The sequence below is a fragment of the Variovorax sp. LG9.2 genome (genome assembly GCF_035018885.1).
Lineage (GTDB): Bacteria > Pseudomonadota > Gammaproteobacteria > Burkholderiales > Burkholderiaceae_C > Variovorax.
This window is the reverse complement of the sequence record NZ_JASJXB010000026.1, coordinates 37,835-63,782: the sequence shown is the minus strand read 5'-3', so window position 1 is coordinate 63,782 and position 25,948 is coordinate 37,835. Positions and strand designations below refer to the sequence as shown.

Here is a 25,948-nt window from a genome sequence, read left to right as displayed (position 1 = left end):
GGGGTGGGCAAAGCCGTAGGAGTCTGCCCGACCAGGGCGTCTGGCGCTGTCGGAAAAAGCCGCGCGTTCGCGGCTGCGCTCACGCGGTACGAGGGGTGCGCGCGGACTGGCCCAGGCGGCTGTCAGCCTGCAAGAAAATCCTGGATCAACTCGGCCACGCGTTCCGGCCGATCGTGATGCAGCATGTGACCGGCATCCTCGATGCGCGCAACCCGTGCGTCTTTGACCGACTTCAAGCGCGCGTGGTACTCATCCAATGAGTAGCGGCCCTTCCACCATTTGCTCAGGCTGTCGTCGGCCGCCTCGACCGCCAGCAGCGGTGCGGTGATGCAGGCGTACAAGGCGAGCACCTCGTCGACCCGAAAGATGTGCGCGTTGATGATCTTGTGCGCTGCATCGCCCAGGATTTCCCAGCGCTCGTTGCCATCGGCGTTGAGGCTGGTGCCGGCCCAGTGACTCGCCAGCCAGTCCGCTTTGTCCTGAGTCAACTTCGGGTTGGTCTTCATCAGGCGGCGCGCCACGCCGTCGGCGGCCGGGTAGGCGGCCAGCGCCATTTCGCCGCGGTGCAGGCGCTTGAGTTCGTCGATCCATTTGCCATAGCGCTGCGGCGCTTCGCTTGGCGCCAGGCCGGGCATGCCGAAGCCCTCGAGGTTGACGAGCCGGCGAATGCGCTGCGGCCGCACGCCGGCGTAGTGCATCGCGACGTTGCCGCCCATGCTGTGCCCGACCAGGTCGACCGCCACGCTCTCCGGGGCCCCTGCCTGACCCACGTAGTGGTCGAGCAGCCAGTCCAGATCGGCCAGGTAATCTGGCATCCAGTAGTTGTCGACGCCGCCACCTTCGGTCAGGCCGAAGCCGCGCCAGTCGGGTGCGATAACGAAGCGCTCCTCGGCCAGCGCATCGACCACGAACTGCCATGAAGCGCCGACGTCCATCCAGCCGTGCAGCAGCACCAGCGGAGGCCGCGTGGCCGATGGCTGGCCCCAGAGCCGCACGTGGTAATCGAGGTTTCGCACGGGCACGAATTCGCTGCGGGAGACGCGGAGGGCTTGGTACATGACCTCGATGATATGCAGGCACCGGGCGCTGCGCTGTCGCACACGAGCCCCAGCGCGGGCCTGCACGCGACAGCGCTGGCGGCGGTAGCATTCCGGCCATGAAAAACATCCCATTCGAAAAAGTCAGGCTGGGCCAGAGCGATCTGCGCGTCACGCCGATCTGCCTCGGCACCATGACCTTCGGCGAGCAGGTCGACGAGCCCACTTCGCATGCCGTGCTGAGCCGTTCGCTCGAGCGCGGCATCGATTTCATCGATACCGCTGAAATGTATTCGGTGCCGACGCGGCAAGAGACCTACAGCGTGACCGAAAGCATCATCGGTCGCTGGTTTGCTGCCAACCCGGGCGCGCGGCAAAAGCTGACGCTGGCGACCAAGGTGGCCGGCCCGTCGCGCGGCATGCCTTGGGTGCGTGAAGGCACCGGCATGACGGCGACCGACATCGTGGCGTCGTGCAATGCCAGCCTGAAGCGCATGCAGACCGACGTGATCGATCTCTATCAAATCCACTGGCCCGAGCGCAACACGCCGTTGTTCGGACAGATCTATTTCGACCCGACCAAGGAGCGTACGCAGACTTCGATTCACGAGCAGCTCGAAGCGCTTGGCGGTCTGGTGAAGGAGGGCAAGGTCCGCTACATCGGCTTGTCGAACGAGACGCCGTACGGCGTGCACGAATTTGTTCGTCTCGCCGAGCAGCATTCGCTGCCGCGCATCGCGACGGTGCAGAACGTGTACAGCCTGATCAGCCGCGCACTGGAGAACGGGCTGGACGAAACCATGCATCGGCTAGACGTGTCGTTGCTGGCCTATTCGCCGCTGGCTTTCGGCCTGTTGACCGGCAAGTACGACGAGAGCGGCACCGAAGGCCCCGATGCCCCCAAGGGGCGCATCTCGGGCTACGAGTCGGTACGCAAGCAACGCTGGGGCCGCCCCGATGCATTGCGCGCCTCGCGTGCCTACAACCGCCTCGCGCGCGACAACGGCATGACGCCGACGCAGCTGGCGCTCGCCTTCTGCTACACCAAATGGCAGGTTGCCAGCACCATCATCGGCGTGACGACGGTGGCGCAACTCGAAGAAGACCTGAATGCGTGGGGCACAACGTTGTCGCCCGAGGTACTGGCCGAGATCGACAAGATTCGCTGGGATATTCGCGACCCGGCGATGTGAAAAAGCAGCACGGCAGCGAGACGCCTGCTTGATCGACGCCGAGCCGGTGCAATGCGCGCTGGCAGAATGAGCGACCTTTTTTGTCGAGGCCGGAGCCTGCGTTGAGTTCATATCTGCCATTCCCTGCCGCCGCCATCATTGCCATCGTCGCGGCCTACCTGATCGGCTCGCTGTCGTTCGCGGTGATCGTGAGCAAGGCCTTTGGCATGGCGGACCCGCGCAGTTACGGCAGCGGCAATCCGGGCGCCACCAATGTGCTGCGCTCGGGTAACAAAACGGCGGCGCTGGTGACCTTGCTGCTGGACGCAGCGAAGGGCTGGTTACCGGTTTTTTTGATCCGGCACTTCGGCGCGGAATGGGGCGTGGGTCCGGGCGTCGAAGGCATCGCCGCGGTGGCCGGGCTCGCAGCGTTTCTCGGCCATTTGTATCCGGTGTTCTTCTCGTTCAAGGGCGGCAAGGGTGTTGCCACAGCGATCGGTGTGATCGTCGGCATCGCGCCTTTGTTGGGGCTCGCGACGTGCGCGACCTGGGTCATCATCGCGCTGTTTTTTCGGTACTCGTCGCTGGCCTCGCTGGCGGCTGCGTTCTTCGCACCGTCCTACTACCTGATCGGCGGCAACATCGCCTGGCCCGTGCATCGCACCGTACTGGTCGCGCTCATCCTCATGAGCTTGTTGCTGTTCTGGCGGCATCGTGAAAATATCCGTCGGCTCGCTGCCGGCACCGAGTCGAAGCTCGGCTCCAAAAAGAAAGTTTGACCATGCCCGAAATCACCCGCTTCCACGTCGGCCCACGCTTGTCCGAAACCGCCGTGCACAACGGCACCGTGTACCTCGCGGGCCAGGTGCCGGACGACACCACGCTGGACATGCGTGGTCAGACCGCTGAAGTGCTCGGCATGGTTGAGCGACTGCTTGCGGAAGCGGGCAGCGACAAGTCGCGCATCCTGATGGCCCAAATTTTCTTGAATGACATTGCAGACATCACGGTGATGAACGAGATCTGGGACGCATGGATTCCGGCAGGCCACACGCCGCCGCGCGCCACGGTGCAGGCCAAGATGGCGAATGCGGCCTACAAGATCGAGATAGTCGTCACCGCCGCGCAGCTCTGAGCTCGCGCCTTCGCAGGCGCTTCAGCATCGCTTCAGAAGCGTTTCTCCAGCACCATCTGATCGGCGTCGCGCCGCATCGAGAAGCGGTTGATGAAGCTGTTGCCGAGCAGGATGAATGGCATCGACTGCTCCGACACGATGGCGTCGACGTCGTACACCTCGACATCCCCGACTCGCACGGAATTGAGTCGCAGCCGGTAGCCCGCCGTCACACCGTTGGCCGTGCTGACGCGCACTGGCGTGCCCTTGCTGTAGTCGAGCCCGATGCGCGTGGCATCGGCGGCCGACATCGCAACCGTGGTGGCGCCGGTGTCCAGCATGAAGTTGACCGTGCGACCGTTGATGGTGCCCTGCGTCATGAAGTGGCCGCGGCTGTCGGCCGGCAGCACGATGCGGTTGCCACCGCCGCTCGGGCCGCCGCCACCGATGCTTGCGGGCGTGTCCATCCGCAAGGCAATGCGCTTGCCGCCTGACTCGACTGTGGCCTGTTCGGCCTGCAGCGCGACCAGCTTCACGCCCTGGAAGGTCTCGCCGACGGCAACAGTCTTGGGTGCGCCTCCGTTGACGATCAGGATGGCCCGGCTGCCTATGGTGCCGGTGAGCATCACCGAGGTTTCGGCCTGCGCGAGCACGGAAGCACTCGCGAGCATCAACGCCGCTGCGAGCCGCAGGCCAAACACGTCAATCCCTGAAGTTGTTGAACGACAGCGGCATGTCGGGCACGTCCTTCTTGATGAGTGCCATGGCCGCCTGCAGATCGTCGCGCTTGGCGCCGGTCACGCGCACCGCATCGCCCTGAATGGCGGAGGTGACTTTCATCTTGCTGTCTTTCAACAGGCGCGTGATCTTCTTGGCCTGCTCGCTCTCGATGCCGCTCTTGACCTTGATGACCTGCTTGACCTTGTCGCCGCCGATCTTCTGCACGTCGCCCTTGTCGAGAAAGCGCACGTCGACGCTGCGCTTGGTGAGCTTGGCGCGAAGGATGTCTTCGACCTGCACGAGCTGGAATTCAGCGTCGCCGATCATGGTGATCTCCTTGTCCTTGAGCTCGACCGCAGCGGCCGTGCCCTTGAAGTCGAAGCGGGTGCCGATTTCTTTGGCGGTGTTCTCGACGGCGTTTTTGACCTCGGGCAAGTTGGGTTCGCAGACGGTGTCGAAAGACGGCATGGACGTTCCTGATTCTGGGGGACTGAGTGCGACAATTCTCCCATGATCGTGGAGTCCAACGTCCCCCTGCAGCCTTACAACAGCTTTGGCATCGTCGCGCGCGCGCAGCATCTGGCGCGCATCACCGGCGAGGCGGATGTGCAGGCACTGCGCGACGATGCCGAGTGGCGCGATGCGCCGCGCTTCGTGCTCGGTGGCGGCAGCAACATCGTGCTCACCGGCGACGTCAAGCAGCTGGTGCTGAAGGTCGAGATCAAGGGTTTGCGGCTGGTCGAAGAAACGCCGCGCGCATGGATCGTCGAGGCGGGCGCTGGCGAAAACTGGCACGAGGTGGTTCGCTGGACCGTGGAAAACGGCTTTCCGGGGTTGGAGAACCTGGCGCTCATTCCCGGCACGGTCGGCGGCGCGCCGGTGCAGAACATCGGCGCCTATGGCGTCGAGCTGCAAGACCGCTTCGAATCGCTCGATGCGATCGACATCGACACCGGCCGCACCTTTACGCTCGATGCCGCGCAGTGCGCTTTCGGCTATCGCGATTCGGTATTCAAGCACGTGCCGGCCAGCCCCAACGACTTCGGGTTGGCGGGCCGTGCACTGATCACCCGCGTGCGCTTTCGCTTGCCACGGCCGTGGAAGCCGGTGCTCGGCTACGTCGATCTTGAAAAGAAGATGGCCGAGGCAGCCAACATCGAGCCGACCGCCATGCAAATCTTCGACTGGATCGTCGCAATCCGCCGTGCCAAGTTGCCCGACTGGCGGGTGCTCGGCAATGCCGGCAGCTTCTTCAAGAACCCGACAGTCACACCCGAGCAGTGCGCCGACATCATCGCGCGCGATCCCAAGATCGTGCACTACCCGATGGACGACGGCAGCATCAAGCTGGCGGCCGGCTGGCTCATCGACGCCTGCGGCTGGAAAGGCAAATCGGTTGGCAACGCTGGCGTGTACGAGCGCCAGGCGCTGGTGCTGGTGAACCGCGGCGGCAATGCCGACCCGGTGACGGGCGGTGAGGTGATGACGTTGGCCAAGGCCATACAGACCAGCGTGTACGAGCGTTTCGGTATCCGGCTGGAGCCCGAGCCGGTCGTGGTCTGAGCATGCGTGCCGAGCGACCAGGGCGCGGTGCATCGACGCTCGTTGCCAAGGCGGTCGTCGACCTGCTGCACCCGAATTTTCGGCACCGCATCACTGGCTTGATGTGGGCGCGCCGCGGCCTGTGGGTGATCGCGGTGCTGTCGCTTTTTGTGCTGAGTCGTCAATTCGGCACGCTCATCGCCGTGGTCATGTTGTGCCTGCTGCTGGCACAGGCGCTCAAGGCGCGGGAAACCAGCTTGCGCCGCCAGTTCGTGCGTGAAGCGGAGCTGCCGCGGTTCCTGGTCGGCAAGCTCATCCAGGCTTATCCATCGATGGGCCAAAGAGATGCCGAGCTGGTGCTGCGCGGCCTGCGTCAGTTCTTCATGGCGCATTTGCGCAGCGACAAAAAGTTTGTCGCGATGCCATCGAAGCTGGTCGATGCGGCGTGGCACGAGTTCATCCTGCACACGCAGGGCTACCAGCGCTGGTGCGAGGCAGCGTTCGGCGTCATGCTGCATCACAGTCCGTCCGAAGTGCTGGGTCGCGACGCGCGCCGCAACGACGGGCTGCGCCGCAGCTGGTACTGGGCCTGCAAGGAAGAGAGCATCGACCCGCGCAAGCCGAGCCGGTTACCGCTGCTCTTCGCGCTCGACGCCAAGTACGGAGTGGCTGGCGGCTTCACCTACGTGCCCGACTGCAAGGCGACGGCACGCCACGACGGTTCGACCACTCAATGCGGTAGCGACTTCAGCAGCTCAGACAGCGGCTCGGGTGATGCCGGTGGCTTCGGCGGCAGCGAGTCGACGAGCAGTGGCAGCGGCGATGGCAGCTCGTCGAGCGACGGAGGCTCGTCCGGAGACAGCGGATCGGGCTGCGGCGGCGGGTGCGGTGGAGGCGGCGGCGACTGACCCGTCGCAGCCTTCAAGCCCTCCGCCGGTGGCTCAGCCGAAGTGGCAGATGTAGCTGTACGGCTCGCCGGTCACGCGGATCTGGAACGACGCATTGCCGGGCACGCTGAATTTTTCGCCGGCGCCCGATTTCTTCCACTCGGTCGTGCCGGCCAGCTGGTATTCGCAAGTGCCGCTCACCCCCTCCATGATCTCCGGCGCGCCGGTACTGAAGGTGAGGGTCGACGGCAGGATTACGCCGATCGACTTCTTGGTGCCGTCGGCCTGGGTGAAGCCGTGGCTCACGCATTTGCCGTCGAAGTAGACGTTGGCCTTGGTGGTGACGCTCACGTCTGCGAAGGTTTCAGTGGTCATTGCGAACTCGCTTTTCAGGGGCCGCGATTTTAGTTGCCGCAGCGCCTGACGATTCACATCACCCCATGAAGCCGAGGTTGCGCGTGCTGTAGTTCTTCAGGTTGGGCAGCACGGAAATCTGGTCGCTTGGCGACACGCCGAACCAGTTGGCCAGCGTGGCTCCGAACTGGTCAACGCCGGTGGTCGGCACCAGCCGACCTTGCCCCACGTCGTCGGGCCCGTCGTTGGCCAGCGTGGGCGCGGCGCCGATAAACGACTTGCCCTTGACGGCATCGCCCATGACGAACTGCACGCCGCCCCAGCCGTGGTCGGAGCCGCTCGAGTTGCTGTTGAGCGTGCGGCCGAAGTCCGACGCGGTGAACGTCGTGACTTGCTGCGAGACACCCAGGTCTTTTGTCGCCTGGTAGAAGGCCGACATGGCGTTGGCCACACCCGCGAGCAGCAAGGCGTGCGTGCCACCGGCACCGCCCAGTCCATCGTGGTTGTCAAAGCCCCCCATCGAGACGAAGAACACCTGCCGCTTGGCATCGAGCGTGCTGCTGACGGAAATCATTTTGGCGACGAGCTTCAACTGATCGGCCAGCGAGTTGCCTGTCGGAAAAGTCGTCGCGACATCGGCACCGGCGAGTGCGCTGCTGAGCTGGTCGTTCGCGGTGAGCGCGCGACGCGACACCGCGGCGTAGCTGTTCTCCAGCAACTGGGTACGCGTGTTCATCATCAAACCGTTGAGCGCGGTCGAGCAAGCGGCTGATCCGAACATCGCCGACTTGATGCCAGCGACCGAGACCGGTCCGCTCGAAGCCACTTGGTATTGCGACACCTGGCTGCCCGACAGGTAGACCGCGTTGCCAGCCACCGACACGCAGGTGAAGGTCGCGTTGCCGTTGCCGCCGGCCAGCAGGTCGCCCATGCGCCCGCCCCAACCCGACGATGCACCCTCGGGCGCCGAGGCCTGCCAGTACGAGGATTGATCGTTGTGCGAGAAGAGCTTGGGTGGCAGCGGAACCGAGCGCGCGTTGTACTGCGCCTTGGTCGTCGGCTGCACCAGCGTGCCTACGTTGAGCGCGATCGACAGTGCACCAGTGTTGAAGATCGGCAGCAGCGGTGCGAGCGTCGGCGCCAGTGCGTACTGGCGGCCGTTTGGCAAGGCGATGGCAGGTGCGAGTACGGTCGACGCCAGCAGGTCGCGACCGATCGCGATGTTGCTGCGCAGACTGTTGTACATGTTGTAAGTGGGCTGGTCATAGGCGACCAGTGTGTTGGCGTAGTCGTTGCCGCCATACAGAAAAATGCAGACGAGTGCCTTGTAGTCGCCGGCCGTGGCGGCTGCCGCCTCGCCCATGGCAGCCAGGCTGAGCGCCCATGGCGTGGCCGACGCCGCGATCGACAGCGCGCCGGTGCGACGCAAAAATTCACGGCGCGATGCGTTGTCGGGCTGGACGCCCGGGAAGTGAGCCGACGAAGGAGGCCGGCCGGAGCGAAAAGAAGAATCTGTCATGCGGCGCGTTATTTCTGGACGATGTATTCGGGGGAGGCCAGCACGAGCGTGAGGGCGGCATAGACGCGGTTCAGCTTGCCGGTGTCGTTGTCGGCCGATATCGTGTCGACGGCAGCCTTGAGCGTGGCCAGCGTGGCAGCAGACAGCTCGCCGCCCGCCAGCACCAGGTTGATTTCGTCGAGCAACGCCCCTGAATTGGCGGCAATGGCGGTCAGCGTGCCGTAGTTGGGTTTGAGGTCAGTGAGGATCTGACCCGACACCGCGCTCTGCATGAAGTTGACGTAGCCCGACACCGTCGACTCGTTGGTGATTTGAAACTCCGGCCCGTTGAGGTTGTATTTGCCGAGGTCGCTGTTGGTCGGCACGTAGCCTGGCCTGAAAAAGTTGAAGACGGATGGCGAATGCATCGGGCTCTGGCCGAGGCCGTCGGCCGCGCTCGACAGGTCGCCGATGTTCCACGCTCCGCTCGCCGAAGTTGCGGCCCAGCCGCGCGCCCAATTCAGGAATCGCACGACCGGCTCGCGCAGCTTACCGAACGCGATCGTCGTACTGATGAACGGATTGCGTGCCTCGTCGTCCAGGAGGATCTGACGAATCACCGCCTTCATGTCGCCGCGAACGCCGCTGCCGTTGTTGATGAAGGCATTGGCGACGCGGTTCACATAGGCCGGGCTCGGGTTGCTCGTGACCAGACGCTGAATGAGCTGGCGACACACGAACGGCGGCATGTTCGGGTGATTGAAAAGCGTGTCGATCGCACGGGTAAGGCTGTCGATGGCGCCGGCCTGGGTCTTGGGGCCGGCCGGGATGGTCGTGCCGAGGAATGTCTTGGCACCTTCTTCGTAAAGCGCGCTCAGCTGAACCATTGGCCGGGTGTAGGCAGACGGCGTTTGCTGGCCGCCGCTGGTGTCGTCGTACCAGCCAGTAAACACTCGAGCCAGTCCGCTGACGTCGGCTTGCGTGTAGGTTTCGACCGGTGCGTCGTTGACCAGCACCTGCGAACCATCGTTGTTCAGCTTGTACAACCCGATGGTGAACAGCTGCATGATTTCACGCGCGTAGTTCTCGTCTGGCTGGCTGCCGGTGGTCGGGTTCGCCAGCTGATTGCCGACAAACGTCAGGTACGTGCCCATGGCCGTGGTGCGGCTCACTTCCAGCAGCAGGTTGCGATAGTTACCGAAGGCATTGCTCTCCAGCACGTCCAGGAAGTAGCCGACCGAAAACTGAGGGTAGTAAGCGTTGAACCCGTCGATCGACACGACGAAGATTTCAGTGAGGGCCATCACCATGCGCTGGCGCAGCAGGTCTGGGCTCGAAATGAACTTGCGCCACACCGTGTTGTCGAGGCCGTTGACTTGTCCGAGGTAGGTGGCCGACCCGTATCCCTGGCCCGACAGCCAGTCGACGTGCGTCTGGCTGCGGGGCAGGGCGAACTGTGCATCGATCCAGGCCGAATAGCTCATCGCCTGCATCGCGGTGATCTGCGCCTTGGTGGCGCCCGGCGAAGCCTGCGAGAGGAAACGCGCCGCATCTTTGTTATTTGCGGGTGTGGTGTACGTGGTGGTCGCCGCACCTGCGACGATCGGCGAGTCGGGAATCGCGACACCCATGGTGGGTTGGGCGGCATCCGCGGTTTTCGTTGTCGTGCTGGGGGCGGCCAGACCGGCAAAGCTGCCGCCGCCGCCTCCACCCCCGCCGCCGCAAGCCGTCAACAACGCAGCAGCGCCCGCAGGAACTGCCGCAATCGCGGCAAAGTCCTTGATTTCATCGATGGGCAAAGCCGGAGGAGCCGGCGTAACGGTCCCCTGATGAATTGACTGACTGGGCCCACTCTTTGCCTCGAACGGCGCCTCGAGGCATTGAAGTTCTCTCATGTATTCGTCAACTTTTTGGTGAAAAACAAACGGATTTTAAGAACCGTTATGCATTTCTAAGCCAAAACTGTGTAACGCGCAGTGTTTTTTCCTACACCTTTCTTAGTGTGCGTCCTACAGCAAGCGCGAGAGACGTTACCACCTGAAACCTCAACGCCAACCGCCGCGATGCCATCCCCCGCCGCCGCCGCCCCAGCCTCGTGAATAGCCGAGGTTGAGCGAAAGGCCGATCGGTGATGCGTAGTACGGCTGTGGGTATGCGTAGTACGGCTGTGGGTATGCGTAGCCGGGCTGTACGTACACCGGGGCAGGATAAGCAGCGGCATATCCGGGTTGAACGTAAACCGGCGCCGGGTAGGCCGTCTGATACACGGGAGCGCCGCCACTGCCGGACACAACGACGCCTGGCTCCGGCGTCACGTTCTGCCAGGCGGCAGGATCACTTGCGCGCTGACCGCTTTCCACCGGTTCGATTTGCGATGACAGCACCGGGCTGGTCGTGACCCCCATCGCGCTGATCTGAATCGGCATCGTGCGGCCGGGCGCCATGTCGGAACGCGTCGTGTAGCGGCGGCCAGCGTACTCGTACGTGACGTTGTAGCCGCCGTCTGCGAGTTGGGTGCTGGAAACCACACGCGCCTGCTCGATGTGCGATGCCGGCTGCGCATGCACAAGCGGTGCGCCCGAGCCGAGCGCCGCCAACAGGGTAAGAACTGCGATGTTGCGAGTCGAGATAACCATTTTTTTTTACTCCTGATGGCGAGGGCCTTCCCCGCGTTGAACTTGTTGGATGCGATTGTCGGCGTCAGGTTCAGTGCCTGCCGGTCGGCCACGTTTGCCTTTACCTGGCGTTATTGAATCTACTTGGGCAGTTGCGATGCTTCTTGCTGCCATTGCCCAGCGTCGAACCCAAAGGTGGTACTGCCGTTCGTGCCTTCCCATGCGACTACCGGCCGCTTGATCAGGCTGGGATTCGCAAGCAGTACCGCCTTGGCCGACGCCGCATCGACTACCAAAGCGCGAGCCGCGTCGTCCAGCCGTCGCCAGGTGGTGCCGCGACGGTTGACCAGCGTCTCCCATCCTGGATCGTCGAGCCACTGGTCCAGCAACACTTCGGGCACGCCGTCCTTCTTGAAATCGTGAAGGCGGTAGGCAAGGCCTTTGTCGGCCAGCCAGGCTCTGGCGCGTTTGACGGTGTCGCAATTGGGGATGCCGAAGAGGGTGATCATTTGCGATGAATGATGCCGCTCCGGCGCGTCGGCGACAATCCCGAGTCCCATGGAAACCCTCGCCGATTGGCTCGCACACGCCGAGCGCCTGCACGCAAAGAACATCGATCTCGGCCTGGACCGCGTGCGCCGCGTCGCCGCGCGCATGGGTCTGAAGTTCGATTGCCCCGTCATCACCGTCGCCGGCACCAATGGCAAGGGCTCGACCTGCGCCATGCTCGAGTCGATCCTGACGCACGCCGGCTATCGCACCGCGGTTTACACGTCACCGCATCTCGTGCATTTCGAGGAGCGATTGCGGCTGGGGGGCGAGCAGGTCGAAGCCGCCAAATTGTTGCCGCACTTCGCTGCAGTCGAAACGGCGCGGGAAGAAATCAGCCTCACATACTTTGAGCTCACCACGCTGGCGCTGATGCGATGTGCCGCAGCTGAAAAGCCGGACATCGTCATCCTCGAGGTCGGGCTCGGCGGTCGTCTCGATGCGGTCAATATCATCGACGCCGACTGTTCGGTCATCACCAGCATCGATCTCGATCACATGGATTTCCTGGGTTCCGATCGGGAGAGCATCGGTTTCGAAAAGGCCGGCATCCTTCGCACCGGAAAACCGGCCGTCGTGAGCGATCCGATGCCGCCGCAGAGCGTGATCGATCACGCCGAAGCGATCGGCGCCGACCTTTGGTTGTTCGGCCGCGACTTCAATGTCTCTGGCGATCCTCAACAGTGGGGCTGGTCGGGTCGCGGCCGCCGCTACAGCGGCATGGCATACCCGGCCCTGCGCGGCGCCAACCAGTTGATCAATGCGGCAGGCGCTCTCGCCGCACTCGAAGCGGTGCGGCCCTTGTTGCCGATCACGGCGCAGGCCGTGCGAACCGGCCTCGCGATGGTCGACTTGCCGGGCCGCTTCCAGATCGTGCCGGGCCAGCCCTCGCTTGTACTCGATGTGGCGCACAACCCGCATGCCGTCGCGGCGCTGGCCGAGAACCTCGACGCGATGGGTTTCTTTCCGACCACGCATGCCGTTTTCGGCGTAATGGTGGACAAAGACCTGGCAGCGATGTTCGCGCGCATCGGGCCGCTGATCGACCGCTGGTACTTCACGGACCTACCGACACCTCGCGCCGCCAAAGCAGCCGACATGATGGCACTCTGGCAAGCGCAAAACACCCGTACCGACGTCGCGGCCACGGTGCATGCGGCGCCGCTCGAAGCGCTCCAGGCAGCCATCGATCGCGCAGACCCCGCTGATAGAATCGTGGTCTTCGGATCGTTCTTCACAGTGGGCGGCGTGCTGGTGAACGGAACACCTCGTCTGCAAGCCAAACACCTGTTGTCAAGCGCCCGATCGGCCTAAGCCGACAGTGCAGTCCGCGGCGCATTTTTCTTTTCTTTCGCTGCACACATCAGGGACCGACTTTCATGGCGTTTTTCAAGTTCCGCAACCGCGGTTCTCAAGGCAACGAAGGGCGCAGCGCCAGCGTCGCGTCACCGCCGGCCGAGAGCGTCGAAGCCATGCGCCGCCGGGCCCGGCATCGTTTGCTCGGCGCCGCGGTGCTGGTGCTGGTCGGTGTCATCGGTTTTCCGCTGCTATTCGACACGCAACCGCGGCCGGTTTCGGTCGATATTCCCATTGAAATTCCCGATCGCAACAAGGTCAAACCGCTGACCGTGCCGACCACTCCGGCGCCTACGTCCGCTGCGCCGGACGGGGACGGCGGCAAAGGAAGCGCCAGCACACGCATCGCTGCCGCATCGCCATCGAGCGCCATGATCACCGAGGCCGCCGATGGCAGCGAGATTTCGGCGAGCAAACCGGTGACGACTGTGCCAGTCCCCAAGCCTGATCCCAAGCCCGAGGTGAAGGCCGAAGCCAAGCCCGAGCTGAAGCCAGAACCAAAGCCCGAGCACAAGCCGGAAGTCAAGCCCAAGCCTGAAGTGAAAGCTGAAGCCAAGCCGAAACCTGAACCGAAGTCAGAGGCCAAAGCGGAGCCAAAACCCAAGCCGACGGAAGTGAAGGCGGCCTCCAGCGAAGACGGCGCCCGCGCCCGCGCCTTGCTCGAAGGCAAGGTGGCCAGCAGCGCCGCCGCCACGACCTCCACCGCCTCTGCGACTTCAACCGCCAAGCAGCCCGCGGCTTCCGACGAGGCGGGCCGTTTCGTGGTCCAGGTCGGCGCCTTTGCAGATGCGTCCAAGGCACGCGAAGTTCGGCAGAAACTCGAAAGCGCCGGTCTCAAAACCTACACCCATGTGGCCAAGACGGCAGACGGTGAGCGCACGCGCGTGCGCATCGGCCCGTTCGCCACGCGGGCCGAAGCCGATCGCGCAGCGAGCCGCGTCAAGAGCCTGTCGTTGGCGGCTTCGGTGCTCACGCTGTAATCGCCTACGTGCTGCAGTGGCCTTGCTCGACTGGATCGGTATTGCAGTGCTCGTGGTGTCGGTGTTGCTCGGCTTGATGCGCGGGCTGGTGTTCGAGGTGATTTCGCTGGCGGGCTGGATTGCCGCCTTCTTGTGCGCGCAGTGGTTTGCCGGGCCGGTGGCGGACTGGTTACCGATCGGTGAGGCCGGTGCCGTGTGGCGCTACCCGGTCGCCTTCGTGCTGGTGTTCATTGCGGTCGCTTTCGCTGTGGGGCTGGTGGCTTCATTGACGCGCCGGATGATCACCGCGGTGGGGTTGCGACCGGTCGACCGCACACTCGGCGCCGCTTTCGGTCTGGTGCGCGGCGCCGTCGCGTTGATGGTGGTCGCGGTGGTGGTTCATTTGTTGGCGTTGAGCGGCGGAGCCTTGTGGAAGGAGTCGCGCGGCGCCATTGTTCTTGATACGGCCTTGCAGGGCGTGAAGCCCGTTTTGCCGGAAAAGTTGGCCAGTTACCTTCCTTGAGAGGATTGTCCCCATGTGCGGAATCGTCGGCGTTGTCAGCAACGCTCCTGTGAATCAACTGCTCTACGACGCCTTGCTGCTATTGCAGCATCGCGGTCAGGACGCAGCCGGCATCGTGACCTTGCTGGAGCGCAAGTTCTTCATGCACAAGGCCAAGGGCATGGTGAAAGACGTGTTTCGCACGCGCAACATGCGGGCACTGCCCGGCAACATCGGCTTGGGCCAGGTGCGTTACCCGACCGCCGGCAATGCCTACAGCGAAGAAGAAGCTCAGCCGTTCTACGTGAACGCGCCCTTCGGCATCGTGCTCGTGCACAACGGGAATCTGACCAACGCGCATGCGCTGCGGGCCGAACTGTTTTCGACCGATCACCGCCACACCAACACCGAGAGCGACTCTGAAGTTCTGCTCAACGTGCTCGCGCACGAACTCGAGCGCGCGACGCGCGGCGTGCCATTGCACTCCGAAGAAGTCTTCGCTTCCGTCACCAGCATGCAAAAACGCCTACGCGGCTCGTATGCCGTGGTGTCGATGATCTCCGGACACGGCCTGCTGGCGTTCCGCGACCCGTACGGCATCCGCCCGTTGTGCATGGGACGCAACGCCGATGGCGTGATCATGGTGGCGAGCGAGTCGGTCGCGCTCGAAGGTTCGGGCTTCAAGTTCGAGCGCGACATCGCACCGGGCGAGGCGGTGTTCATCGATCTGCAAGGCCAGGTGCATTCGCGCCAGTGCGCCGAGACGGCGACCCTCAAGCCATGTATTTTCGAGTTCGTCTACCTGGCGCGGCCCGATTCGACACTCGATGGCATTTCGGTCTACCAGGCGCGCCTGAACCTGGGCGAAGCACTGGCCAAGCGCGTGGTGTCGACGGTGCCGCCGAGCCAGATCGACGTGATCATCCCGATCCCGGAATCGAGCCGGCCGAGCGCCACGCAGCTGGCGCATCTGCTCGGCATCCCGTACCGCGAAGGCTTCGTCAAGAACCGCTACGTCGGTCGCACTTTCATCATGCCGGGGCAGGGCATTCGCAAGAAGTCGGTCCGGCAAAAGCTCAACGTGATCGCCAGCGAATTCAAAGGGCGCAATGTGCTGCTGGTTGACGATTCGATCGTGCGCGGCACGACCAGTCGAGAGATCGTGCAGATGGCGCGCGACGCCGGTGCCCGCAAGGTCTACTTGGCAAGCGCGGCACCGCCGGTGCGCTACCCCAACGTCTACGGCATCGACATGCCGACCAAAGACGAGTTGGTGGCACACGACCGCACCATCGAAGAGATCCGCGAACTCATCGGTTGCGATGCGTTGATCTATCAGGACGTGGATGCCATGAAGCGAGCCATCGGTTCACTCAATCCCAAGCTCGACGGCTTCGATGCCTCGTGTTTCGACGGCGTGTACGTCACCGGCGACATCGACACTGAGTCGATCAACCGCATGAACGGCAGCCGACCGCGCATGGAGGAGACGGAAGAAGACTCCTCGCGGCTCGCGCTACCGAATTTCTCTGAATAGTGCTCCGAATAACCTGCGAAGAAGCGAAAGAATCCGTGACCGATCGATCCTTGCCACCCGGACTGCACCGCGACACGCTGGCCGTGCGCACCGCGTTGCCGCGCAGCCAGCACGGCGAAAACTCAGAAGCTTTGTTTTTGACCAGCGGCTTCGTGCAGCCCGATGCAGAAACATCGATGCGCCGGTTCGCCGGCACCGAAGAAGGCTTCACCTACGGGCGAACGTCGAACCCGACGGTCACCAGCTTCGAGCAGCGGCTCGCAGCGCTGGAAGGCACCGAAGCGGCCATCGGCGCATCGACCGGCATGGGTGCGATTCTCATGATGTGCATGGGTCTGCTGAAGATGGGCGATCACGTGATCTGCTCGCGTTCGATGTTCGGTTCTACGCTCAATCTGTTCGCCAAGGAGTTCGCAAAGTTCGGCGTCGAAACCAGCTTCGTTTCGCAGACCGATGTGACCGAATGGCGTGACGCGTTGCGCCCCACCACCAAGCTGCTGTTCGCCGAGACGCCGACCAATCCGCTGACCGACGTTTGCGACATCCGCGCGCTCGCAGACCTTGCGCACAGCGTGGGCGCGTTGCTCGCGGTCGACAACTGCTTTTGTTCGCCAGCGTTGCAGCGGCCGACCGAGTTGGGTGCCGATCTGGTGATTCACTCGGGCACCAAGTACCTCGACGGCCAGGGCCGCGTCATGGCGGGCGCGATTTGCGGGCCTTCGCGGTTGATCGTCGATGTGTTTGGGCCGGTGGTGCGTACCGCAGGCATGGCGCTTGCGCCGTTCAATGCGTGGGTCGTTTTGAAGGGCCTGGAGACGCTCGGCATCCGCATGCAGGCGCAGTGCGCGAATGCTTTGGCTGTAGCCGAATGGCTCGAAACGCAGCCGGCTGTTTCGCGCGTCTACTACCCGGGCTTGAAGTCGCATCCGCAGCACGAGTTGGCGATGCGCCAGCAGTCGGGGCAGGGCGGTGCGGTGCTGTCGTTCGACGTGCGCGGCGGCGACCCGGAAACGGCGCGTGCCAATGCATTCCACGTCATCAACAGCACGCGCGTCGTCAGCATCGCGACCAACCTCGGCGATACGAAGACGATAATCACGCACCCCGGCACGACTTCGCATGGTCGCCTGACCGAAGCGCAGCGCCAGGCGGCCGGCATCGGGCAGGGCTTGATCCGGCTCGCGGTCGGCCTCGACCATATCGACGACATCAAGACCGACCTGCTGCGCGGGTTCGACACACTCAGTACCTGATCGCTTTCATGACCGGCAAAGTTCGCACCCGCATCGCTCCTTCCCCGACGGGTTTTCTGCACCTCGGCACCGCGCGCACCGCGCTGTATTCGTGGGCCTACGCGCGGCATCACGGCGGTGAGTTCGTGCTGCGCATCGAAGACACCGACGTCGCACGTTCCACGCAGGATTCGACCGACCAGATCCTCGCCTCGATGCACTGGCTCGGTCTGGACTACGACGAAGGCCCGATCTATCAGATGCAGCGGTTGGCGCGCTACCAGGAAGTCATTGCACAGATGCTCGCGGCCGGCACCGCGTACCTCTGCTATTGCACCCCGGCCGAGTTGGAAGAAGTGCGTGAAGCGCAACGTGCGCGCGGTGAGAAAACTCTGTACGACGGTCGCTGGCGCCCCGCGGCGGGCAAGGTGCTGCCACCGGTGCCGGAAGGCGTGCCGCCCGTGGTGCGCTTCTGCAATCCGACGCGCGGCGACGTGACATGGGACGACCTCGTCAAGGGCGAGATCACCATCAACAACCGCGAGATCGACGACCTGATCATCCTGCGGCCCGATGGTGTGCCGACATACAACTTCGCAGTGGTGGTCGACGATTGGGACATGGCGATCAGCCACGTGTTTCGCGGCGACGAGCACATCAACAACACGCCGTGGCAGATCAACATCTTCAACGCGCTCGGCGCGCCGCTGCCGCGATTCGGCCACGTGCCGGTGATCCTCGGCGACGATGGGCAGAAGCTGTCGAAGCGGCGCGGCGCAGTGAGTGTGACGGCGTACGAAGAGAACGGCTACCTGCCCGAGGCGATGCTCAACTATCTGGCCAGGCTGGGCTGGAGCCACGGTGACGAAGAGCTGTTCACGCGCGAGCAGATGGTGAGCTGGTTCGATGGCTCGCATCTGTCCAAAAGCCCGGCGCAGTGGGACGCGGCCAAGCTGGCCTGGGTCAATGCGCAGTACATCAAGGCGAAGCCCGACGATGCGCTCGCGCCGCTGGTTGCGGTGCAGTTGCAAAAGCGCGGCATCGTGGCCGACGAGCGGCTGCCTGCGATTTGCGCGCTGTTCAAGGACCGCTGCGACACCACGGTCGTGTTGGCCCACTGGGCTGCGGCGTTTTATGCAGATGTGACACCCGGCGAGGCCGATCGCGTGCAGCATGTCACCGAGGGGATCCGCCCGGTCGTCCTCGCGCTGGCCGACAAGCTTTCTGACGCGACGTGGGACAAGCCTTCGATCGGCGCCGCCATCAAGGAAGTGCTCGTTTCACATGGCATCAAGATGCCCGCGCTCGCCATGCCGGTGCGTGTTTTAACGATGGGAACAGCTCAGACACCATCGCTCGATGCGGTGCTTGCGTTGTTCACTCGCGAAACCGCTGTCGCAAGGTTGAGAGCGGCTTGAGTTTCAAGCTATAATTCGAGGCTCGACACCCGAGGGGGTATAGCTCAGCTGGGAGAGCGCTTGCATGGCATGCAAGAGGTCATCGGTTCGATCCCGTTTACCTCCACCATCAAGGTTGTCGAATCGGAAGTTATCGGATTAGTCCAAGGTTTTGACCCTATCGTCTAGAGGCCTAGGACACCACCCTTTCACGGTGGCTACCGGGGTTCGAATCCCCGTAGGGTCGCCAAATCGGCTTCGGTCGATGAGGCAAGCAAGTCGTCAGCACTTGGCTCTTCACAGAGTGAACGTTGTCTACCAGGAGTGGTAGTTCAGTTGGTTAGAATACCGGCCTGTCACGCCGGGGGTCGCGGGTTCGAGTCCCGTCCGCTCCGCCAGTATTTTGGGATTTGCCCAATGAAAAAAGCCACCTTCGGGTGGCTTTTTTTCGTCTGCACACCGTCCGAGTTGTATTCGACCCCCTTGGTTGCGCAGCAAAGTAGGTCCAAAATACACAAAACCCTTCACCGCCAGCATGGACCGTTATCGAACCATTGCGAACCCCCGTGAGTTGGACCCATCGTTCTCAGTGCCCTGTAAACGATGTGCCGGGCTGTTGCAGGAGTGGAACCGGTTTTGCCCGTTCTGCCTGGAAGATCAGTTCTCGCCGGTCGATGGAGATGCAGAAACAGATGCTGCAGCGGCAACCGAGTCTGCACGTCATAGATCCGCCTCCAGTAAAGAGAAAGACTCCATCGGACTCGAATTCGCGGACACCGTCCACCCGAGCGCGGCGGAGGTCATTCCAATTTCCGGCCCGGCGGGCAAGGCGCCCAACGCAAAAGGAGACACCGGGATCTCACTGGCCCAGCCCAGCGACTACTGGCAGACAGAAGTGTTGGGCGTTGGGGGTAGGACGGACTGGATGGCGCGTCTATCGCCTAAAAACCTGAAGGCTGGAATCGCCTTGGCGCTGGTAGTGATGGCGGTCGCTTTCTTGGGCGCGAGGCAAGGCTATTTCGACACCCGGAGTGATTTCAAGGTCGGCACCGAGCGAGTGCAGACAGCCTTGAATCGCGGGGATCTGAGGAGTGCCGTCCAGCTTCTCGAGGCGATCGAATCCAGTCATCCGGACGACCCCACCGTCCAATCTCTCAGAGACGCCCTCGATCTGCGCATTCAGGAGCGGTCTACCCGGCGCAGCGAACTGCTGGATGCCACCTCTCGCATCGCGTCCAACGCGTCTGTATCGGATGACTCAGCGCCAGGTGCCCCTGAGACGCCGGACGCACCGACTAGCGACCCCCTCGAGCAAGCCACTGGCCCGCTTCGAGCCTCGCAGAAAGAGTGCAGTGTGGCGCTCGCCGCATTGGCACTGTGCCCAAAAGAATAGCCGCTTGGAGGGAGCCACATGCCCATCAGATTGCTGGTAGCAGGCCTGTTGTGGATCTCTGTCGTTCTGTGCGCGACCGCGGCGCCTCGCGCTGAGTACAAGATCGTCACCGCGACGAAAACAGGCACCTACATTCAGATCGGTCGCGACTTGGCCACGCTGGTCGCGGAACCCGCCGACATTACGCTGGAAGTTCTCGAGTCGAAAGGCTCGGCAGAAAACATTCAGCGAATGCGATTCGAGCAGGGAGTCAAGCTGGCGCTTGTGCAGTCGGACGTGTACCAGGCGTTTCTGGACGAAGCCAAGGCCGGCAACGCCGACGCCGGGGACATCATCAAGCCTCTGCGCCTCATCATGCCGCTCTATGACGAGGAGATCTATTTCGTCGCGCGCGCCGATTCTCCGCTCAACAGCATTCACGAAATCAAGAACAAGAAGATCGCCGTCGGGCCCTTGGGAAGCGGCACCGCCCTCACGTCGAGAACGCTGTATCAGCTGATGTTCGGGGAGCCGCTGCCGCCTGCCAATACGCAGTACCTCAGCAATGAAGAAGCACTTGCCAAGCTCACTGTCGACAAGTCGATCGACGTTGCGATCATCGTCGCGGGTCAGCCAGCCAAGCTGTTCACCGAGATGAGGGCCGAGGCCCGCAACTACATCAAGCTCCTGAAGCTCGACGATACGGAACCCGAGTCGGCCCGCGCCAAGAAAGCTTACTTTCCTGCGGTGATACGTGCCGCCAGTTATTCGGCGTGGCTCAAGAACGACGTGCCTACATTGACCGTAAAAGCCTACCTCGTCACCTACGACTACGGACTGCAGTCGACAGTTATCAACTTGAATCGTTTTGCCGAGTCGCTCTGTGCCAACTTCGACAAGCTTCAGGCAAATGGACATCCCAAGTGGAAGCAGGTGCGGCTGGAGCTCCCACCACTGAGCCAGGGATGGCGCTACTACGCGCCGACAGAAAAACGCATGCGCGCCTGCATCGCGAAGCGGAGTGCTGTCAGTTTCTCTGCCGCTGGAGGAACAGCGCTGCCAAGTCCGAGAAACTGCACCGAGCAGGAGCTGGTGTTGGGCATCTGCAGGCGCTGACTCTGGTTATTACCGGCGGACTCGGCTGCTGAACGCGCTGCTGCACGACAGCTGACAGCTACAGGCTGTCCCCCAGAACCACATAAGCGGTCAGGCCGGTCACCATCGCGAGATGCAGCGCGAAGACTCCCCGCTTCTCTCGGGGAGTCATAAGAAATGCGGGTACACCGATCAATACGGTCAGGATGGCGAGGGGAACGAGCGGATGCATAGGGCCGTGCGTAGCCCGGGTCAGTGGGCCTATGTGGAAACCGGAGCGAATCCCCACATTTTGACGGCTGGCGAGTCGTTACTTCGGCAAAAGAACTTTGTCGACGACGTGAATGACGCCGTTGGATTGCTTCACGTCGGCGATCGTCACGTTTGCCGTGCCGCCGTTTTCGTCGGTGATCATGACTTTCTTGCCACTCGATTTTGCCGTCAGCGTGCCGCCCGACACGGTCTTCAGCGACGCCATTCCCTTGCCGTCCTTGATGGCCTTCATCAGCATCTTCGAATCCATGTTCCCGGCCACGACGTGGTAGGTCAGGATGGTGGTCAGCTTGTCTTTGTTTTCAGGCTTGAGCAAAGTGTCGACAGTTCCGGCGGGCAGGGCTGCAAACGCTTTGTTGGTCGGTGCGAAAACGGTGAACGGGCCTGGGCCTTTGAGCGTGTCGACCAGACCGGCTGCCTTGACGGCCGCGACGAGCGTCGTGTGGTCCTTGGAATTGACAGCGTTGTCGATGATGTCCTTGGTCGGGTACATCTTTGCGCCGCCCACGGTCACTTGGGCTATGGCGGAAGCGGCACCCAGGGCCATGGCTGCGGCGAGGGTGATGGAGGCGAAGCGGTGAAGATTGCGTTTCATTGGAGGGATCCTCTCGGGGTAGGCCGTCGCAAAGATGTGCGTTGGCTGCGCTTGATACGGTCCTCCGCTCACATTGGATTCGTTCGGCGCCTCAGGAGGCCGCTAAAGATTCCTTTGCATCGAAGTCCAGTTCGACCTTTGCCCCGCTCGGGTCGTGGCAAAAAAGCTGCCAGATGCCGGAGCCGACCTGTTGCCCCAGTTCGTATTTCCAGCCGCGCTGATCGAAGCGCGCCTTGACCTCGCGGAGACCTTCGGCCGTGAACGCCATGTGGTCGATCACGCCTGTGCGCTGCGTCGGCACCGGGCGGCCAAAGTACATGTGCAGTACCGCCTGCGTGCCGGTGCCATACAGCCAGGCCCCGGGAAAGCCGAGGTCCGGCCGATGACCGACGTGCAGACCGAGCAGGCCGCAATAGAAGTCCAGCGTCTTCGCTTCGTCTTCCGCGGTCACGGTGAAATGGTTCATTCCGACGATCATCTTTGTCTCCGTTTCAGTTCGTTATGCAATGAGCACCAGCGCGCCGATGCTGGTCCGGGATTCGAGCCGCGCGTGCGCCTGGGCCGCGGCATCGAGCGAGAAGCGTTCGATCACCGGCGTCCTGATGGCGCCCTCGGCCAGCGCGTTCCACACGCGCTGCGCACGTTCTGCGAGCTGTCCCGGCGCCGACACGTAGTCGAAAACCACGGGCCGCGAGAAGCTGAGCGACTTGGCGCCGAGCATGTCGGACGACAGCGCCGTCAATGCGCCGGTGGCCTGACCCAGGCTGATCCAGTGCCCGCGGCGCGCGAGCGATGCGAGGTTTTCGTCGCGTGCCGCTTCACCGAGCCCGTCGATCAACACATCGACACCGCCGCACGCATGCTGCACGGCATCGGCAAAGCGGTAATCGCGCGTGACGATGACGTGCTCGCAACCATGTTCGCGCGCGATGCGCGCCTTGGCCTCGCTCGACACGGTGCCCACCACGGTCGCGCCAAGGTGCCGTGCCCATGAACACAGCAACAGTCCGACGCCACCGGCCGCCGCATGCACCAGGATGCGCGTGCCGCGCTGCACTCGCCCCAAATCATGGAGCAGGTAGTCGGCGGTGATGCCCTTGAGCAGCAATGCCGCAGCAACCTCGTCTTCGATGGCCGGTGGCAAGCGCACCACCCATGCCGCCGGCACCGTGCGCACGTCGCAGTAGGCGCCCGGCACCGGACCGAGGTAGGCCACGCGGTCGCCTGGAAAAAATCCGTGGACGTTCTCGCCGACATCGAGCATGCCACCGGCGGCTTCCATGCCGGGCACACCGGGCGACTCTCCGGACACCGGCAGCATGGAGGGAATCCAGCCGCGCCGCAAATACACGTCGATGAAGTTGATGCCGATGGCGCGCTGCTGGATGCGTACTTCGCCGGCGCGCGGTGCCGCTGCTTCACCGCTGTGCGGCTGCAGCACGTCGGCGGCACCATAGTGCGAAAGGCCGACACATCGCGTCGACACGGGCAACGCGCGAGGCAACGAAGACGTCGTGCCGCCGCCGTGGTGAAGGTCACCGCCCTGCTGAAGATACCGCCGCAGATTGACGAAGCCGGCCTCGTACACGCCTTGCGCGACCGTTTCGCGCAACTCGCGTTCCCGTCCAGGCGGCGTGCCAAAGGTCGACTCCCAATGCCAGAAGGTCCGGCGGCCGTCGGTCACCGGCTTGAGGGTGAGCGTCGCCACGTAGCGCTGCAGCGGCAAGGTCGCCTCGACGATGCAGTAAGTGCTCTTGTGATCCTTGTCGGACAACGTCAGCAACTGCTCGCGGATTCGGTTGCCGTCTTTCAGCGTGAAGCTCCTGACGCAGCCGACCTGGTCACCACGCTCGTCGCCTTCGATGCGACTCGACTCGACCACGTCGTGCCATTCGGCATGGCTGTTGAAGTCGCGCAGGACGGCCCACACACGCTCGATCGGCGCGTCGATGATGGTCGAGCGGACGACCTTCTGAAGCATCAGCGACTACCGAAGTGGCGCTTCAAAGCATCGAAGCCGCCCTGAAAAACACCGCCGCCTATCGACTCGGTCAACTCGCGCTCACGGTCTTCGTCGCAGTCGAATTCGGCGCTCCATTCGGCGAAGCAACGCGTGCCGTCGGTCACCGGCGTCAGCTTGAGCGTGGCGGTGTAGTCGGTCACGCCCATTGGGCTTTCGAGGATCTCGTAGGTGCAGCTGTAGTCATAGTCGGACAGGGCGAGCAAGCGCTCGCGGATCGCGCCGCCATCGCGCAAATGAAAGTGCCGGATACAGCCGACACGATCGGCCGGCTGGCCGTTCTCGATCCGGCTGTCCGCGATCAGCGGATGCCACTGCGGCATGCCGTTGAAATCACGAACGCGCGACCACACACTGTCGGCGCTCGCATCGATCACGCTGGAAACGTAGACATTCACCATGCGCTGTTCCTCTTAGTCCTGCTTGGCCTTGGATGCGTTCGACGGCAGCGCAGCATGCGAGCCGCTCACATTGCCGACCAGCTTCTGGATGTCGCCGCCCTCGATGCCGATTTCGCGCAGCAACTGGTCGACCAGTGGTGCCTGCGCCCGGAAGCGCAGCGCAGAGTTGACCAAGCCATCGGCCAGACCGACGCCATCACCATCGCGCCCGCCACCGTTCGACGATCCGCCGAAGCCGTCGACCTGCAGGATCTTGATGCCCTCGATGCGCTCCATCGGGCGTACCGATTCGCGGATGATCCCCTCCGCTTTTTCGACGAGTCGCATGCGCAGGGCAGACATGCGCGCCTCGGGCGTGAGCATGTTGTGCGCTTCATTCATCAGGCGCGCCGCTTCAGCTTCGATCTCGGCACGGATGCGCAACGCCATCGAGCGGATCTTGTCGGCATCCGCATCCGCTTCGGCCTGCGCGCGGATCGACGCGCCGCGGTTGGCGCTGGCATCGCTCTCCGCTTGCGCCGCCGACGTGAGCCGCAAAGCATCTCGCTCCGAGATCAATGCAGCCGCGATCAGCTCGATGGCTTTCTTGCGCTCGGCCATCTCGACCTCGCGCGCGGTGAACACTTTCTCTTCTGCCGACACGGCTTGCGCCCGCGCCAGCTCGGCTTCTGCCTGTGCCTCGCTTTGGGCCTTGCTCTCGCGTGCGACCGCGATCGAGCGCTGTTGTTCGGCCAGCTCCAGCGACATGCGCCGCTCCAGTTCGGCGCTCTGAATGGCACGCTCCTTGCCGATGCGACCTTCTTCGATCGTCTGTTCGGATCGGATACGCGCCGCGTCGATGCTCTGCTTGGCGGCGATCTGTGCGCTCTCTGCATGTTGCTCCCGCTGTGCCCGTTCGACCGCCACTTCGGAGCGCTGACGCGAGCGCGCCATCTCGACTTCGCGCTGCTGTGACAGCCGCGCGTGTTCGCTCTCGCGATCGATTTCGAGCGACAGTTTTTCGGCTTCGAGGTTCTTGTTGCGGATCGCGATCAACGTGTCCTGTTCGACGTCGTTGCGCTGCTTCTTGCGGTGCTCGATCTGCTCTGTCAGCCGCGTCAAACCTTCGGCGTCGAAAGCGTTGCTCGGGTTGAAGAACTCCATGCCGGTCTGGTCGAGCTGCGTGAGCGAAGCGGCTTCGAGCTCCAGGCCGTTGTTGGTGAGATCTTCGGCCACCGCTTCGCGCACGCGCTTCACGTAAGCGCCGCGCTTTTCGTGCAGCTCTTCCATGGTCATCTCTGCCGCCGCGGTGCGCAGTGCATCGACGAACTTGCCCTCGACCAGCTCCTTGAGCTGATCGGGCTCCATGGTGCGCAGGCCCAGCGTCTGCGCGGCCACTGCCACCGAATCGGCATTGGCAGCCACCCGCACGTAGAACTCGGCGATCACATCGACACGCATGCGGTCCTTGGTGATGAGTGCCTTGTCGCGGCCACGGCTCACCTCGATGCGCAGCGTGTTCATGTTGACCGGTATCACGTCGTGCACGATCGGCAGCACGAAGGCGCCGCCGTCGAGCACCACCTTTTGCCCGCCCAAGCCGGTGCGCACGAAGGCGCGCTCTTTCGAGCTGCGCAAATAGAGCCAGTGAAGCAGCCAGACCGCGATGGCGACGACGATCGCGACAACGATCAGCCCGAGGATGAAACTACCGAATTGAGAACCTGACATGGACATCGTCT

26 protein-coding genes and 3 tRNA genes are annotated in these 25,948 nt (G+C 63.2%); 16 read left to right on the top strand and 13 right to left on the bottom strand.

Annotated features, from left to right (window positions below; translation table 11 throughout):
• Positions 1–122: 122 nt before the first annotated feature.
• Entirely contained in the window at positions 123–1,058 is a 936-nt protein-coding gene (locus QN413_RS21115; protein ID WP_323498538.1) for an alpha/beta hydrolase, read from the bottom strand.
• Positions 1,059–1,156: 98 nt separating this feature from the next.
• Between QN413_RS21115 and QN413_RS21110 the strand changes: the two genes are divergently transcribed.
• The 3 genes from QN413_RS21110 to QN413_RS21100 all read left to right on the top strand — a co-directional run bounded on the left by QN413_RS21110 (position 1,157) and on the right by QN413_RS21100 (position 3,344).
• Positions 1,157–2,230, top strand: coding sequence for an aldo/keto reductase (locus QN413_RS21110; RefSeq protein ID WP_323498537.1), 1,074 nt, complete (start codon positions 1,157–1,159; stop codon positions 2,228–2,230).
• Between the two features lie 101 nt (positions 2,231–2,331).
• On the top strand, positions 2,332–2,988 hold the full coding sequence (plsY, locus tag QN413_RS21105; protein WP_323498536.1) for a glycerol-3-phosphate 1-O-acyltransferase PlsY: 657 nt from the start codon (positions 2,332–2,334) through the stop codon (positions 2,986–2,988).
• A gap of 2 nt (positions 2,989–2,990) precedes the next feature.
• Positions 2,991–3,344, top strand: a complete 354-nt coding sequence (locus QN413_RS21100) for a RidA family protein (protein WP_187050981.1) — start codon at positions 2,991–2,993, stop codon at positions 3,342–3,344.
• Between the two features lie 32 nt (positions 3,345–3,376).
• Here QN413_RS21100 and QN413_RS21095 read toward each other — a convergent pair whose 3' ends face one another.
• Entirely contained in the window at positions 3,377–3,994 is a 618-nt protein-coding gene (locus QN413_RS21095) for a retropepsin-like aspartic protease family protein (RefSeq protein ID WP_416352217.1), read from the bottom strand.
• 31 nt (positions 3,995–4,025) lie between these two features.
• Positions 4,026–4,511, bottom strand: a complete 486-nt coding sequence (locus QN413_RS21090; RefSeq protein WP_187054931.1) for a YajQ family cyclic di-GMP-binding protein — start codon at positions 4,509–4,511, stop codon at positions 4,026–4,028.
• Positions 4,512–4,553: 42 nt separating this feature from the next.
• Between QN413_RS21090 and murB the strand changes: the two genes are divergently transcribed.
• Together murB and QN413_RS21080 are read left to right on the top strand one after the other, a co-directional pair.
• A complete protein-coding gene (murB, locus tag QN413_RS21085; RefSeq protein ID WP_323498534.1) occupies positions 4,554–5,606 on the top strand; it encodes a UDP-N-acetylmuramate dehydrogenase in 1,053 nt (350 codons plus the stop codon).
• A gap of 2 nt (positions 5,607–5,608) precedes the next feature.
• Entirely contained in the window at positions 5,609–6,493 is an 885-nt protein-coding gene (locus tag QN413_RS21080; protein ID WP_323498533.1) for a hypothetical protein, read from the top strand.
• A 33-nt stretch (positions 6,494–6,526) separates the two neighbouring features.
• Here QN413_RS21080 and QN413_RS21075 read toward each other — a convergent pair whose 3' ends face one another.
• From QN413_RS21075 to QN413_RS21055, 5 genes are all read right to left on the bottom strand, one after another.
• Positions 6,527–6,847 carry a pyrimidine/purine nucleoside phosphorylase gene (locus QN413_RS21075; protein WP_323498532.1) on the bottom strand — a complete coding sequence of 107 codons (321 nt, stop codon included), beginning with the start codon at positions 6,845–6,847 and terminating at the stop codon, positions 6,527–6,529.
• A 58-nt stretch (positions 6,848–6,905) separates the two neighbouring features.
• Positions 6,906–8,345, bottom strand: coding sequence for a DUF1501 domain-containing protein (locus tag QN413_RS21070; protein ID WP_323498531.1), 1,440 nt, complete (start codon positions 8,343–8,345; stop codon positions 6,906–6,908).
• Between the two features lie 8 nt (positions 8,346–8,353).
• Positions 8,354–10,123, bottom strand: coding sequence for a DUF1800 domain-containing protein (locus QN413_RS21065; protein ID WP_323498530.1), 1,770 nt, complete (start codon positions 10,121–10,123; stop codon positions 8,354–8,356).
• A gap of 246 nt (positions 10,124–10,369) precedes the next feature.
• Positions 10,370–10,960, bottom strand: a complete 591-nt coding sequence (locus tag QN413_RS21060) for a hypothetical protein (RefSeq protein WP_323498529.1) — start codon at positions 10,958–10,960, stop codon at positions 10,370–10,372.
• Between the two features lie 119 nt (positions 10,961–11,079).
• Positions 11,080–11,448: an ArsC family reductase gene (locus QN413_RS21055; protein ID WP_323498541.1), complete on the bottom strand. Its 369-nt coding sequence runs from the start codon at positions 11,446–11,448 to the stop codon at positions 11,080–11,082.
• A 49-nt stretch (positions 11,449–11,497) separates the two neighbouring features.
• Here QN413_RS21055 and folC point away from each other — a divergent pair, with 49 nt between their 5' ends.
• The 11 genes from folC (at position 11,498) to QN413_RS21000 (ending at position 20,959) form a co-directional block, all read left to right on the top strand.
• A complete protein-coding gene (gene folC, locus QN413_RS21050; protein ID WP_416352216.1) occupies positions 11,498–12,802 on the top strand; it encodes a bifunctional tetrahydrofolate synthase/dihydrofolate synthase in 1,305 nt (434 codons plus the stop codon).
• 65 nt (positions 12,803–12,867) lie between these two features.
• A complete protein-coding gene (locus tag QN413_RS21045) occupies positions 12,868–13,824 on the top strand; it encodes an SPOR domain-containing protein (RefSeq protein WP_323498528.1) in 957 nt (318 codons plus the stop codon).
• 16 nt (positions 13,825–13,840) lie between these two features.
• The gene (locus tag QN413_RS21040; protein ID WP_187050988.1) at positions 13,841–14,326 is read left to right on the top strand and encodes a CvpA family protein; all 486 of its coding nucleotides are present in this window, start codon (positions 13,841–13,843) and stop codon (positions 14,324–14,326) included.
• A 13-nt stretch (positions 14,327–14,339) separates the two neighbouring features.
• On the top strand, positions 14,340–15,842 hold the full coding sequence (gene purF, locus QN413_RS21035) for an amidophosphoribosyltransferase (RefSeq protein WP_323498527.1): 1,503 nt from the start codon (positions 14,340–14,342) through the stop codon (positions 15,840–15,842).
• Positions 15,843–15,877: 35 nt separating this feature from the next.
• A complete protein-coding gene (locus QN413_RS21030) occupies positions 15,878–17,095 on the top strand; it encodes an O-succinylhomoserine sulfhydrylase (RefSeq protein WP_323498526.1) in 1,218 nt (405 codons plus the stop codon).
• 8 nt (positions 17,096–17,103) lie between these two features.
• Entirely contained in the window at positions 17,104–18,492 is a 1,389-nt protein-coding gene (gene gltX / locus QN413_RS21025; RefSeq protein WP_323498525.1) for a glutamate--tRNA ligase, read from the top strand.
• 33 nt (positions 18,493–18,525) lie between these two features.
• Positions 18,526–18,601: transfer RNA gene (locus tag QN413_RS21020), tRNA-Ala, on the top strand.
• Positions 18,602–18,645: 44 nt separating this feature from the next.
• A tRNA-Glu gene (locus QN413_RS21015) sits at positions 18,646–18,721 on the top strand.
• Between the two features lie 71 nt (positions 18,722–18,792).
• Positions 18,793–18,869 (top strand) — tRNA-Asp (locus QN413_RS21010).
• Positions 18,870–18,958: 89 nt separating this feature from the next.
• Positions 18,959–19,864, top strand: coding sequence for a hypothetical protein (locus QN413_RS21005; protein WP_323498524.1), 906 nt, complete (start codon positions 18,959–18,961; stop codon positions 19,862–19,864).
• A gap of 18 nt (positions 19,865–19,882) precedes the next feature.
• Positions 19,883–20,959: a TAXI family TRAP transporter solute-binding subunit gene (locus tag QN413_RS21000; protein WP_323498522.1), complete on the top strand. Its 1,077-nt coding sequence runs from the start codon at positions 19,883–19,885 to the stop codon at positions 20,957–20,959.
• Between the two features lie 289 nt (positions 20,960–21,248).
• Here the strand turns inward: QN413_RS21000 and QN413_RS20995 are convergent, their stop codons facing one another.
• From QN413_RS20995 to QN413_RS20975, 5 genes are all read right to left on the bottom strand, one after another.
• The gene (locus QN413_RS20995; protein ID WP_323498521.1) at positions 21,249–21,806 is read right to left on the bottom strand and encodes a fasciclin domain-containing protein; all 558 of its coding nucleotides are present in this window, start codon (positions 21,804–21,806) and stop codon (positions 21,249–21,251) included.
• Positions 21,807–21,897: 91 nt separating this feature from the next.
• The gene (locus tag QN413_RS20990; RefSeq protein WP_323498520.1) at positions 21,898–22,272 is read right to left on the bottom strand and encodes a VOC family protein; all 375 of its coding nucleotides are present in this window, start codon (positions 22,270–22,272) and stop codon (positions 21,898–21,900) included.
• Between the two features lie 33 nt (positions 22,273–22,305).
• On the bottom strand, positions 22,306–23,787 hold the full coding sequence (locus tag QN413_RS20985; protein ID WP_323498519.1) for an SRPBCC family protein: 1,482 nt from the start codon (positions 23,785–23,787) through the stop codon (positions 22,306–22,308).
• Positions 23,787–24,227 (bottom strand): SRPBCC family protein, encoded by a 441-nt coding sequence (locus tag QN413_RS20980; protein ID WP_187050997.1) that lies wholly within the window; start codon positions 24,225–24,227, stop codon positions 23,787–23,789. Before QN413_RS20980 ends, QN413_RS20985 begins: the two co-directional genes overlap by 1 nt.
• A gap of 12 nt (positions 24,228–24,239) precedes the next feature.
• Positions 24,240–25,937 carry a flotillin family protein gene (locus tag QN413_RS20975; RefSeq protein WP_323498518.1) on the bottom strand — a complete coding sequence of 566 codons (1,698 nt, stop codon included), beginning with the start codon at positions 25,935–25,937 and terminating at the stop codon, positions 24,240–24,242.
• Between the last annotated feature and the right edge of the window lie 11 nt (positions 25,938–25,948).